The organism is Mycobacterium paraterrae (genome assembly GCF_022430545.2).
Taxonomy (GTDB): domain Bacteria; phylum Actinomycetota; class Actinomycetes; order Mycobacteriales; family Mycobacteriaceae; genus Mycobacterium; species Mycobacterium paraterrae.
Genome location: NZ_CP092488.2, coordinates 598,595 through 610,806 on the forward strand (window position 1 = coordinate 598,595; position 12,212 = coordinate 610,806).

A 12,212-nucleotide genomic window follows, 5' to 3' on the forward strand; every position below is an offset into this window, starting at 1 on the left:
GCGAGAAAGTGAGAGTAGCCGCCGCCCTCAGCGCAGAGTCAACGCATCGTGGGCAGCCTGAACCCGGTGGATGACGTCGCGTGCACGGTGCCGCGACACCACCCTGACGACCGTCCAGCCGATCCTGGCCAGGTATTCCTGTCGTGTCACGTCGTTGGCGTACTGCCACGGATCGGTCCAGTGCTGGCCGCCGTCGTACTCAACTGCCAATTTGAGATGCTCCCAACCCATGTCGAGGAAGTAGCGCGGTAGTCCGTCGACGCCCGGCACGACGATCTGCGTTGTCGGCTTCGGGAAGCCCGCGCGGATCAAGAGCAGCCGCAACCAGGTTTCCTTCGGCGACTGCGCGCCTGTCGGCGGACATGAAAAACTGCCCACTGGCGGACATGAAAGTGCCCGTTCGCGGCCAATAAGAACTGCCCACCGGCGGATACGAAAGTGCCCGCAGGCGGCCATGAATCTGCCCAGACCTACTTGATGTCGTTCGGCGCGTCTGCGCTGGGGCGGCCTCTCCTGCGGTTTCGATGTCGATGCCTAGTCGACCCGACAACCCCAGGAGAGACCTACTTGAAGTCTGACGGAGAACTCATGGAAATACTCAATGCCTACGACCTGACCGGGTCCTACCGCGCCGCGGCCGAGCTGTGTGGGTGCTCGCACCACACCGTGAAGAAAGCGGTCGAGGATCGCAACGCTGGGCTGCCCCCGGCCACGCGGCGGGCCCGGATGATCGATGATTGGCGCGACCTGCTGGAAACCTGGGTCGCTGATTCGAAGGGCAAGATCCGCGGCGACAAAGCCCACGACAAGCTGGTGGCGTTGGGCTACACCGGCACCGACCGCACCACCCGCCGTTCGTTGGCGGAGATCAAAGCGCAATGGCGCCTTGGCAATACACGCGTGCACCGGCCCTGGATCACCGAGCCAGGACTGTGGCTACAGTACGACTTCGCCGACGGCCCCCTTGTCGCCGGCCGCAAGATCGTGCTGCTCGTGGCGTGGCTGGCGTGGAGCCGCTACCGCGTCGTGGTGGCTTTGCGGGACCGCACCGCACCCAGTGTCTTCGCCGGCCTGGACCGCATCTTTCGCATCGTCGGTGGTGCTCCGACCTACCTGCTCACCGACAACGAGAAGACCGTCACCACTGGACACATCGCCGGAGTTCCGGTCCGCAACCGGGCCGCGGTCACCTTCGGCCGCTACTACGGCCTTTCGGTGCTGACGTGTGAACCCGCCGACCCAGCCACCAAGGGTGGGGTGGAGAACGCGGTGAAGCTCGCCAAAGCCGACATCGTGCCTACTGAGACCAACCTCCTGCCGCAGTACGACTCGTTCGCCGACGTCGAAGCCGCATGCGCCGGTTTCACCACCGAGATCAACGCCCGCGTGCACCGGATCACGGGACGCCGGCCGGCCGAGATGCTCATTCAGGAACGCCCGGCCCTGCACGCGGTTCCTGACCTGCCCCACACCGCCGCGTTGGGGGTGACCCGCCGGGTTCCCGACAACACCCCGATGGTCACCTTCGACCACTGCCAATACTCGCTGCCCGCAACTCTTCTGGGCCAGACAGTGTGGATCCGTGACCACGACGGCACCGATGAGGTGGTGATCTGCGCTCTTGATGGCGGCGGCCCGGTGGAGGTGGCGCGGCATCGCCGCGCCGCCCCCGGTAGTCCCGCCATCAACGATGACCACTTCCCTGAGCATCGGGACAAGGTGCCCGGTGATTACCGGGTGCGGGCCCGCACTGTCAGTGAGCAGACCTTCCTGGCGCTGGGGCCGGGTGCGGCGGTGTGGCTCAAAGAAGCCGCCGCCGTCGGCACCGAACGGATCCTGCAGAAGATGGCCCACGCGGTGGAACTGTCGGCGTTAACCGGCCGCGCCGATGTCGACTGGGCGCTCGGGCATGCTGGCGTGCACGGTCGCTTCGCCACCGGTGACCTTGATTCCATCCTCGCCAGCAAGGGCATGGACACCACTCGCCGCGGCGCCGACGAAGACACCTCCCTGGCGCAAGGAACCAGTGGGTGGAACTTATTCGGCCGCAACGTTATCGACGCTGACGAGGCAGGCATCGCGTGACTACCACCACGACCACCGCGTCGCTACCCGCCGACGTCGAAGCGCTGATGCGTGGGCTGCGGTTGCCGCACGCCCGCGCGATCGCCGCCGACGTGCTGGCCACTGCCCGAGCTCAACGCTGGGACCCCACCGAGGTGATCAAAGCGCTGCTGACCGAGGAGTCCGCCGGCCGGGCCCGGTCCATGCTGGCCGCCCGCCGCAAAGCCGCCGGCTTCCCGACCGGGAAGACATTCGACGTGTGGGACCCCAATGCGTCGTCGATCCCGTTACCGACCCAGCAGGCGCTACAGACCCTGGAGTGGGTGGGTCGTCGGGAGAACCTGGTGGTCTGCGGGCCCGCTGGCACCGGCAAGACGTTCTTCCTCGAAGCGTTGGGGCAGAAGGTCATCGAAGCCGGGATGCCGGTGGCGTGGTTCACCCTCGAGCAGATCGGGGTCCTGGTTCGGGCGCACCGCGCTGACGATTCGTTGGGCAAGGCCGTGGCCAAGATCGTGCGTGCCGAGCTCGTGGTGATTGACGACGTTGGACTGTTGCCCGTCGGTGCCGATGCCGCTGAAGGGCTCTACCGCATCGTCGAGGCCGCCTATGAACGGCGCTCGGTGGCGATCTCATCGAACCTGCACCCCAGTGGTTTCGATGAGCTGATGCCCAAGACGTTGGCGACTGCCACCGTGGACCGGCTGCTGCATCACGCGCACCTGTGCCAGACCAGCGGAGACTCCGTGCGGCTGGCCCAAGCCCTGCACGGGAAGGGAGTCAAACCCTTGAGCTGACAACGGCCTCAACCACCGGTGGCGGACACACCCTAATGGGCAGATTCGTGTCCGCCACTGGGCAGTTCTTATTGGCCACCTACGGGCAGTTCTCATGTCCGCCCACGGGCAGTTTCAGCTGTCCATTGACACGCGCCACCATCGACCAGATCGAGCGCCGTTTCCAGCTGACGCAAACCGCGGGCGCGTCGGTGGTCTGCGGCCAACTCACGGACGTCGTCCACCTTGAAATGAGTGGCGGCGGCCAGGGCATCGAGACCGACAACCGCCTGGCCCAGCCGATCGCGCCGACCGATATCGAAAGCCGTTCGGTCTGGTGTGGTGACGCAGAGGCCGCCAACGCGGATGAACTCGCCGTCGGCAAGCCAATCGTCGCGGGCGATCACGCCGCGCGGCGCTCGCGCGTTCCGCCAGATCAGCTCCACCGGCGCGTCCTCGTCGATCCATCTGCTGCCGTGTATCGCCGAGGCCGCCGACCCGGCAATTACCGCCTGCCGACCGGACCACAGCGAAGCCCCGGTGATGCGCTGGCGCAGCGACGGCTGCGCCAGCCTGTCGAGGTAAACGTTCGGCATAATCGCCGGTTAATACGTCCGGAGTTCGTGCCGAGTGAGCCGGCCGGCCGCCAGGGCCTCACTGCCGACGAAGGGCTGGGCGTCCGAACTCATCGGCGAATCGTGCCAGTGTTCGCGGGCAGCCGTTTCACTCTGCGCACAGGCAGGGAAAGTGCGAGTAGAGGTCGCCATGTGCGCAGAGTCGACGCAGCAAAAAGCCGGCACGCGATACGCATGCCGGCTTCTTGGTGTCAGGCGCTAATCGTTCTGCAGATAGCTCAGCAGACGCAGAATCTCGATGTACAGCCAGACCAGCGTCACCGTCAGGCCCAGCGCGATGCCCCAGGCCGCCTTCTCCGGCGCACCGGCGCGGATCATCTGGTCGGCCGCGTCGAAGTCGATCAGGAAGCTGAACGCCGCCAGACCGATGCAGACCAGCGAGAAGATGATGGCCAGCGTGCCGCCGCTGCGCAGCCCGAGGCCCGCGCCGTGGTTGACCCCGAACATGCCGAGTACCAGGTTGCCCAGCATCAAGGCCAGTACACCGAACATGCCGGCCACCATCATGCGAGTGAACTTGGGCGTGACCCGGATGGCGCCGGTCTTGTAGACGACAAGCATCCCGATGAACACACCGAGCGTGCCCATGATGGCCTGGCCGATCATGGCTCCGGCGCTGGTGTTCGACACCGTGAAGTTGGCCAGCACGAACGAGATCGCTCCGAGGAACAGGCCCTCCAGTGCGGCGTAGGTCAGCACCAGCGCCGGGCTGTCCTGCTTGCGGGCGAACGTCGCGATCATCACGACGGCCAGACCACCGAACGCGCCGACCATGCTGAACATGCCGGCCAGCGCCTGGTTGGCCTCCACCATGAAGTAGGAGACGACCGCGACCGCCGACAGCACCGCAAGGGTGATTCCGGTCTTGGTGACGACGTCGTCGATGGTCAGCGGACGAGAAACACCGGCCCGCTGGTCGACGTACGGAGCATAGGGGTCAGCCTGATGGACTGACTGGGTAGCGGCGCCCGCGACGCCACCACCGAACTGCGCGTATCCGCCACGCTGCTTGGGCAGCGAGCGAAATACCGGGTTACTGGTCTCCCGCACCGTCGGTTCCTCTCGTGAGCTGTGACTTCGAGTCGTGGGACAACTGATCAACGAACGGTAGTCCAGCCGGGTTCCCAGCGAAAGCTTTCTGGCACCAAATATGCGGCCGGTACTACTACCACCAAACCTTACCCGCGGGCATGGTCGCGTCGGCAACGCTCTAGATTGCCTACCAGGCCCCGAGCGGCACTCGACCAGGGATTCACAGAAAATTCATCGACGGGAGACTGCGCGCGTGACGGACGAAGCCGACGACATCCTCAGCCATGTCGACAATGGCATCGGCTATCTGACCCTGAACCGGCCCAAGGCGATCAACTCGCTCAACCAGAGCATGGTGACGCACCTGCGCAGGGTGTTGACGGAATGGGAGCAGAGCTCCGACGTCGCGGCGGTGGTGCTTTCCGGTGCCGGCGAGCGCGGCCTGTGCGCCGGCGGCGACGTGGTGGCGATCTATCACAGCGCCCGCGCGGACGGCGCCGAGGCGCGCACGTTCTGGTACGACGAATATCTGCTGAACGGCCACATTGGCCGGTTCCCGAAGCCCTACGTCTCGCTGATGGACGGCATCGTGATGGGCGGCGGCGTCGGGGTCGGCGCCCACGCCAATACCCGGGTGGTGACAGACACGTCGAAGGTGGCGATGCCCGAGGTCGGCATCGGCTTCATTCCCGACGTCGGCGGCGCCTACCTGCTGTCACGCGCGCCCGGATCGCTGGGTCTGCATGCGGCGCTGACCGGCGCGCCGTTCACCGGCGCCGACGCGATCGTGCTCGGTTTCGCCGATCACTTCGTGCCGCACGACAAGCTGGACGCCCTGCGCCAATCGATCGCCGATGTCGGTGTGGGCCAGGCGATCGCCACCCACGCGGTCGAGCCGCCGCCCAGTGAGCTTGTTGCGCAACGTGATTGGATCGACGAATGTTACGCCGGTGACACCGTCGCCGACATCGTGGCCCGCCTGCGCAGCCACGGCGCCGGACCCGCCAACGATGCCGCGGACGTCATCGAGACGCGATCTCCCATCGCCCTGTCGGTGACGCTGGAGGCGGTCCGCCGGGCAGCCAAGCTCGACACCTTGGAAGACGTTCTCGCGCAGGATTATCGAGTGTCGTCGGCGTCGCTGCGCTCACACGATCTCGTCGAGGGCATCCGCGCCCAACTGGTCGACAAAGACCGCAACCCCAAGTGGTCGCCGGCATCACTGACCGAGGTCAGCGCGGCCGATGTCGAGGCGTATTTCGCCCCCGTCGACGACGAATTGACGTTCTAGAAAGGCAGCGATGACCAACACCTACGAGACAATCCTGGTCGAGCGCGAAGACCGCGTCGGCATCATCACGTTGAACCGGCCAAAGGCGCTGAACGCACTCAACAGTCAGGTGATGAACGAGGTCACCACCGCGGCAGCCGATTTCGACAACGACTCCGGGATCGGCGCGATCATCATCACCGGCTCGGAGAAGGCGTTCGCCGCGGGTGCCGACATCAAGGAGATGTCCAGCCTGACGTTTTCTGAGGTGTTCGACGCCGACTTCTTCGCCCCCTGGGCCAAGCTCGCCGCAGTGCGCACACCGACGATCGCCGCCGTTGCCGGCTATGCACTCGGCGGCGGTTGCGAACTGGCGATGATGTGTGACGTGCTGATCGCCGCCGACACGGCCAAATTCGGCCAACCCGAGATCAAGCTGGGTGTCCTGCCGGGTATGGGCGGCTCGCAGCGGCTGACTCGCGCGGTCGGCAAGGCCAAGGCCATGGACCTGATCTTGACCGGGCGCAACATGAACGCCGACGAGGCCGAGCGCAGCGGCTTGGTGTCGCGGGTGGTTCCCGCCGCGGATTTGCTGACCGAGGCCAAGGCCGTCGCCACCACCATTTCGCAGATGTCGCGGTCGGCGTCCCGCATGGCCAAGGAAGCCGTCAACCGCGCCTTCGAATCGACGCTGGCCGAAGGACTGCTCTACGAGCGCCGGCTGTTCCACTCGGCTTTCGCGACCGAAGACCAGTCCGAGGGCATGGCCGCGTTCGTCGAGAAGCGACCGCCGAACTTCAGCCACCGCTGAGGGTCGTGGTGACCGCGTCGGCGCCGCCGCGCAGGAAAGCCTGGTGGGTTCGGCACTACACGTTCACCGGCACCGCTGCCGGCTTGGTGTTCGTCTGGTTTTCGATGACGCCATCGCTGTTGCCGCGCGGTCCGCTGTTCCAGGGTCTGGTGAGCGGTATCGCCGGCGCGTCCGGTTACGGCATTGGGGTTTTCGCGGTATGGCTGGTCCGGTTCATGCGATCCGAGGACTCCAGTCCGCCCGCGCCGCGGGCCGCCTGGCTGCTGTTGATCGGCCTCGGTGCGGTCGGCATGATCGGAATGATCGTGTGGTTCCACGTCTGGCAGGACCGGGTGCGCAACCTGATGGGCGTCAAGCACCTGACGTGGCTGGACTATCCGTTGACGGCCGCGCTGTCGTTGATCGTGCTGTTCGGCGTGGTGGAAACCGGGCAGCTGATCCGTGGGCTAGTGCATTTTCTCGACTTACGGCTGGATCGCTTTGCGCCGCCGCGGGTTTCGGCCGTGATCGTGGTGACGCTGCTGCTGGTGCTGACCACCGCGGTGCTCAACGGCGTGGTGGTGAAGTTCGCGATGCGCACCATGAACAGCACCTTCGCGGCGGTCAACGAGAAAGAGGACCCCGACAGCGCGGCGCCCCGCACGCCGTTGCGATCCGGTGGGCCGCAGTCGCTGGTCAAGTGGCAGTCGTTGGGACACCAAGGGCGCATCTTCGTCCGGGGCGGACCCAGCGTCACGCAGCTCAGCGCATTCAACGGCGCCCCCGCGGTCGAACCGATTCGTGCCTACGCCGGCCTGGATTCCGCCGACGGCATCACCGCGGCCGCCGAACTGGCCGCACGAGACCTGCAGCGCGCGGGCGGATTACAGCGTGCCGTCATCGCCGTCGGGACCACGACGGGCACCGGCTGGATCAACGAGGCCGAAGCCGACGCGCTGGAATACATGTACAACGGCAACACCGCAGTGGTGAGCATGCAGTACTCGTTTCTGCCCAGCTGGTTGTCGTTCCTGGTGGACAAGGAAAACGCGCGCCACGCGGGTCAGGCGTTGTTCGAGGCCGTCGACCGACTGGTTCGCGCCCTGCCGGAGGGCCAGCGCCCCAAGCTGGTGGTGTTCGGAGAAAGCCTGGGCTCGTTCGGCGGCGAAGCGCCGTTCCTGAGCCTGAACAACGTGCTGGCCCGGTCCGACGGTGCGCTGTTCTCGGGACCGACGTTTCAGAACACCATCTGGACAGCCCTGACCGCGACCCGCGACCGCGGCTCGCCGGAGTGGCTGCCGATCTACGACCACGGCGATTTCGTCCGCTTCGTGGCCCGGCCGAGTGATCTCAATCGCCCTGCCTCGCAATGGAAGACGCCGCGAGTCGTGTATCTGCAGCACGCCTCCGATCCCATTGCCTGGTGGCATCCCGGACTGCTATTCAGCAAGCCGGCCTGGTTGAGCGAGAAGCGCGGTTACGACGTCCTTCCCGAGACGACGTGGATCCCGGTGGTGACGTTCCTTCAGGTCTCGGCCGACATGGCGGTCGCCACCGACGTACCGCAGGGGCACGGCCACGTCTACGTCGCCGACGCTGCTAACGGTTGGGCCGCGGTGCTGCAGCCGCCGGGGTGGACAGCGGAGAAGACCGCCCGGCTGCGCCCGCTGCTACATGCCAGCGACAGCTAACTCCAGGTGAACGGAAGCTGTAAGTTTGCCGCCCTGCTAGTACGCCCAGCAATCAAGTGGCACTATTCGCAGTATTCGCGTATCCCCCTGGAGGGAGAGGTCCATGGCCTGGACATTCGCCAAGATCGCGGCGGCCGGAGCACTTACTGCACTGCCTTTCGCCACGGCAGGCGTTCCGGCTTACGCCGCTGAGAATCCCGGCAACGCACCGATCGTGCTACCCGCGCCGCTGCCGGCCGATCCGGCACCCGACCCGGCGCCGCCGAACGTGCCGAGCCACCATGGCGAGTACTACAGCACGAACGACTACAACGACTGGAACAACTGGTACAACAGCGGCGCCGACGGTGGCGGCGGCGGTGGCGGCGGTTAAACCGAACTGAACACCCCGGCGGCCACCAATGCGTGGTAGCCGCCGACGACGTCTGTCGCGCGATGCAGGCCGAGGTCCTGCAGGGCTGCCGCGGCGAGGCTCGACGTGTAACCCTCCGAGCACAACACCACCCATTCGACGTCGTCGCTGATCGCTTGCGGCAGACGGGCGTCGCTGGTCGGATCGCAACGCCACTCCAGGACATTGCGCTCGATGACCAGCGCATTCAGGCTGTCAGGAACCTCGCCCTCGTGTTTCCGCTGAGCCTGCGGCCGGATGTCGACGAGCAACGCGCCGCGATTCAACGCGGCCGGCACCTCGTCTGGGGCTATGCGGCGCAAGCGTTTACGCGCCGACTCCAGGACACGGTCGATTCGGCTCATTACTTCTCCGGCTGATCGGTCAATTCAGTTCGCTTGCGGCGCAACCGATGCTGATCGGTCACCTCGTAGTACGACATCACCGTCAGCGGCGGCGAGTACGCGTGCACGCTCAGCGCCGGTTCAGGCGGGACGGACAGCGACGACGCGGACACGGGCGAGCGGGTCGGCGCCCACACCACATCGTGCACCCAACCTAGCGGGAAGGCGGCCTGATCCCCCGCCGAGAGCCGACGGCAACGCAATTGCTCGCCGTCCCAACGTAATTCGTCCAGGGATCCGGATAGCAATGTCACGGCACCGAGCGATCCGCCGTGGTCGTGCAGCTCGGTGCGATGCCCCGGCACCCAGCTGATCAGCCAGACATCGACTTCGTCGTCGCCGTGCAATCGGACGAACCAACGGTCGTCGGTCGGCACTCCGCCCGGCGGGACGATGTGGTCGTAGCTGCCGCTGAGTACGTCGTCGGCGGTCCGGTCGGTGATGTGCAGCAGGTCGGCCAGCCGCAACCGGGTCGGGCCGGGAACGGCCCGCGGGCGGGCCGGACGGGTCAGGACAGGGGCAGCGGTGAGATGTGCAGAAACCATGTGGAGCAACTCCAGAGCGGACGGGCGTATGCGGGAAGAGGGCGGCCGGTTAGGGCCGACAACACTCGCGCCTACCACACCCCAGAACGGGGATTCGCTGCGTCACGGCCGCCAGTGTTGCATAGATTGACCGGATGGGGTGTCGAGCAACCACTCCCGCGACGCGCGGCACGATCGCCGTTCTGACCGCCGCGTGGATGATTTCCGGATGTTCGACGGGCGGCCCGACACCAGCGCCGGGAACATCAGCGCACTCCACCTCCCGACCGGCGCCGGCCAACCGCCCCGGGGTCTCGTCCAGCGGAGTCACCACCCGCGTCGACGCGCCGGCCCAGTCGACGGAGGAAGAGTACTTCCAGGCCTGTCACGCTGCGAAAACGTGGATGCAGGATCAATCGGGTGATCCTGCGACCCGTGTCGAGCGTTATCTGGGGGCGTTGCAGGTTCCCGGGTTCGCGGGGCCGGGGACTTGGAACGTCGAGTGGTCCCGGCTGAGCGCCGCCCGGCAGGCGGCGGTTATCGTCGCGGCCCGGGCCGCCAGTTCCGACGAGTGCGGCTGACGGGTGCCGATCGAATCACGTTGGTTAAAAAGACTCCGACATTCACGGCATTCTGCGACCGGACGCTCGCATAGTCCCGGCGTCACTCAGCACGTATTCATCATTTTCTTTCACGGCCCCTATGCTCAGGCGACAAATGACTCAGTTTCGGCATTATCACGGCCGATTCGCAGCCTTTTTCCATAATTGAGGCGCACAATTCTGCGCGTCATTTGTGACGACAATTACGCAGCCATATGGAACTCGTAAAAATGACTTTGGGAGATTTACATCCGACGAGTTCGGCAATTAACTTCGAGGCATGCCAACTTTCAACGTCAATACCGTCGACTGGGATGAGCTCTACAACGGGACCGCCTCCTACGCGCCCGGGAATCCCGGCTGGAACATCGGCCAACTACAGCCTGAACTTGCCGCTTTGGAGCGTCAGGGACGTTTTCGCAGTCCCATCCTCGACAGCGGCTGCGGTGTGGGAGCCACGACCTTGGCCCTGGCCGAAAAGGGATACGAGGCGGTTGGCCTCGACATTTCCGGCAGCGCCATCGAACAAGCCATCAAGGCGGCTGCCGAGCGAAATCTCGACGTCACCTTCACCACCGCAGACCTAGCCACGACTACCGGGTACGACGACCATTTCCACACCGTTGTCGACGGGCTGGTATTTCACTGCTTGCCAGAGAACTTACGGGACGGCTATGTCGCATCGTGTGCACGCGCGTTGCGATCCGGCGGAAGGTTCTTCGCGTTGGTGTTCTCCGCAGACGCGTTCCCGCCGAACGCCGACTTCGGACCCCGTCCGTTCAGCGAGGCGCAGCTGCGCGAGATCGTCGGCAGACACCTGGTCGTCGATGAAGTAAGGCCCGCGCGCGCGTGGGTCAACGTGCCCGCCGCCCTTCCCGACGGTTTCGAGTACCGCAACGTCACCATCGGATCGGATGGTCGCGCGCAACTGCCGTCGTTCCTGGTCAGCGCACACAAAGCCTGATCGACCCGGCCCCCGCCGTCGACCGGCGGCCGCGCGGGAACAATAGGGCTATGACCGACTCAGACATCACGCCCGAGCCGGGACCTGGACTTCTCGACGCGCCAAGGCCCCGCGTCGCGTTGGCACTCGGTAGCGGCGGTGCTCGCGGCTACGCCCACATCGGGGTGATCGACGAACTGCACGACCGCGGCTACCAAATCGTCGGAGTGGCCGGCTCGTCGATGGGCGCACTGGTCGGCGGCTTGCAGGCGGCCGACCGACTCGACGAGTTTGCCGAATGGGCGAGCTCGTTGACCCAGCGTGCCATCCTGCGGCTGCTGGATCCGACGCTGACCGCGGCCGGCGTCCTGCGCGCCGAGAAGATCCTGGACGCGGTGCGAGACATCCTCGGCGACGTCTGCATCGAAGAACTGCCGATCCCCTACACCGCGGTAGCCACGGACCTGCTGGCCGGTAAGTCGGTGTGGTTGCAGCGCGGACCGGTCGACGAGGCGATCCGGGCTTCGATCGCCATTCCAGGGGTCATCTCGCCGCATGCCCTCGACGGGCGGCTGCTGGCCGACGGCGGGATCCTCGATCCGTTGCCGATGGCGCCGATCGCCGCCGTGAACGCCGACCTGACCATTGCGGTGAGCCTGTCGGGTAGCGAGTCCGGCGATGAGCCCGAGCCCGAGCCGCGGTCCTCGGGCGAATGGCTGAACCGGGTGCTGACCAGCACCTCGGCCCTATTCGACTCGCCGACCGCGAGGTCGGTGCTGAGCCGATTCGGCGCCTCGAGTCCCGACGACGGCGACGCGGCCGACGAACCGGCCTCCGACTACTCCGCCGACGCGCCCGAGGTGCCGAAGTTGGGCAGCTTCGAAGTGATGAACCGGACGATCGACATCGCCCAGGCGGCGCTGGCCCGCCACACGCTGGCCGCCTACCCGCCGGATCTGCTGATCGAGGTTCCACGCTCGGCCTGTCGGAGCCTGGAATTCCATCGGGCCGCTGAAGTGATCGAAGTCGGTCGCGCGCTGGCATCGTCGGCGCTGGACACCGCCGACCTGTCGCGCCCGGTCACCTGAGACCC

At 66.0% G+C, this 12,212-nt stretch carries 12 protein-coding genes and 2 pseudogenes; 9 read left to right on the plus strand and 5 right to left on the minus strand.

The genetic code is table 11. From position 1 onward, the window contains the following. Window positions 1-27: 27 nt before the first annotated feature. Window positions 28-351, minus strand: a pseudogene (locus MKK62_RS02700) (endonuclease domain-containing protein); the annotation flags it as partial. Window positions 352-567: 216 nt separating this feature from the next. Between MKK62_RS02700 and istA the strand changes: the two are divergent. Together istA and MKK62_RS02710 are read left to right on the plus strand one after the other, a co-directional pair. Then, window positions 568-2,085: an IS21 family transposase gene (istA, locus tag MKK62_RS02705; protein ID WP_240258325.1), complete on the plus strand. Its 1,518-nt coding sequence runs from the start codon at window positions 568-570 to the stop codon at window positions 2,083-2,085. A 47-nt stretch (window positions 2,086-2,132) separates the two neighbouring features. After that, on the plus strand, window positions 2,133-2,858 hold the full coding sequence (locus MKK62_RS02710; protein WP_240263800.1) for an ATP-binding protein: 726 nt from the start codon (window positions 2,133-2,135) through the stop codon (window positions 2,856-2,858). Between the two features lie 131 nt (window positions 2,859-2,989). On the opposite strand, the pseudogene MKK62_RS02715 reads toward MKK62_RS02710, so the two are convergent. Beyond that, a pseudogene (locus MKK62_RS02715) lies at window positions 2,990-3,526 on the minus strand (hypothetical protein); the annotation flags it as partial. A 144-nt stretch (window positions 3,527-3,670) separates the two neighbouring features. Then, window positions 3,671-4,522, minus strand: a complete 852-nt coding sequence (locus tag MKK62_RS02720; RefSeq protein ID WP_240262525.1) for a Bax inhibitor-1/YccA family protein — start codon at window positions 4,520-4,522, stop codon at window positions 3,671-3,673. A 235-nt stretch (window positions 4,523-4,757) separates the two neighbouring features. Between MKK62_RS02720 and MKK62_RS02725 the strand changes: the two genes are divergently transcribed. From MKK62_RS02725 to MKK62_RS02740, 4 genes are all read left to right on the plus strand, one after another. Further along, entirely contained in the window at window positions 4,758-5,795 is a 1,038-nt protein-coding gene (locus MKK62_RS02725) for an enoyl-CoA hydratase/isomerase family protein (RefSeq protein WP_240262524.1), read from the plus strand. A 10-nt stretch (window positions 5,796-5,805) separates the two neighbouring features. Beyond that, window positions 5,806-6,585, plus strand: coding sequence for an enoyl-CoA hydratase (locus MKK62_RS02730; protein ID WP_240262523.1), 780 nt, complete (start codon window positions 5,806-5,808; stop codon window positions 6,583-6,585). Then, the gene (locus MKK62_RS02735; protein WP_434085068.1) at window positions 6,582-8,255 is read left to right on the plus strand and encodes an alpha/beta hydrolase; all 1,674 of its coding nucleotides are present in this window, start codon (window positions 6,582-6,584) and stop codon (window positions 8,253-8,255) included. The genes MKK62_RS02730 and MKK62_RS02735 overlap by 4 nt, the downstream gene beginning before the upstream one ends. A 103-nt stretch (window positions 8,256-8,358) precedes the next feature. Beyond that, on the plus strand, window positions 8,359-8,628 hold the full coding sequence (locus MKK62_RS02740; RefSeq protein ID WP_240262521.1) for a hypothetical protein: 270 nt from the start codon (window positions 8,359-8,361) through the stop codon (window positions 8,626-8,628). On the opposite strand, the gene MKK62_RS02745 is transcribed toward MKK62_RS02740, so the two are convergent. Next, entirely contained in the window at window positions 8,625-9,011 is a 387-nt protein-coding gene (locus MKK62_RS02745; protein WP_240262520.1) for a rhodanese-like domain-containing protein, read from the minus strand. The two genes, MKK62_RS02740 and MKK62_RS02745, sit on opposite strands and share 4 nt — an antisense overlap. Next, entirely contained in the window at window positions 9,011-9,595 is a 585-nt protein-coding gene (locus MKK62_RS02750; RefSeq protein WP_240262519.1) for a cysteine dioxygenase, read from the minus strand. Before MKK62_RS02750 ends, MKK62_RS02745 begins: the two co-directional genes overlap by 1 nt. A gap of 134 nt (window positions 9,596-9,729) precedes the next feature. On the opposite strand from MKK62_RS02750, the gene lpqV reads away from it, so the two are divergent. The 3 genes from lpqV to MKK62_RS02765 all read left to right on the plus strand — a co-directional run bounded on the left by lpqV (window position 9,730) and on the right by MKK62_RS02765 (window position 12,207). Next, window positions 9,730-10,155 (plus strand): lipoprotein LpqV, encoded by a 426-nt coding sequence (gene lpqV, locus MKK62_RS02755; protein WP_240262518.1) that lies wholly within the window; start codon window positions 9,730-9,732, stop codon window positions 10,153-10,155. A gap of 301 nt (window positions 10,156-10,456) precedes the next feature. Continuing rightward, window positions 10,457-11,140: a class I SAM-dependent methyltransferase gene (locus tag MKK62_RS02760; RefSeq protein WP_240262517.1), complete on the plus strand. Its 684-nt coding sequence runs from the start codon at window positions 10,457-10,459 to the stop codon at window positions 11,138-11,140. A gap of 50 nt (window positions 11,141-11,190) precedes the next feature. Further along, window positions 11,191-12,207, plus strand: a complete 1,017-nt coding sequence (locus MKK62_RS02765; RefSeq protein WP_240262516.1) for a patatin-like phospholipase family protein — start codon at window positions 11,191-11,193, stop codon at window positions 12,205-12,207. The last annotated feature ends 5 nt before the right edge of the window (window positions 12,208-12,212 follow it).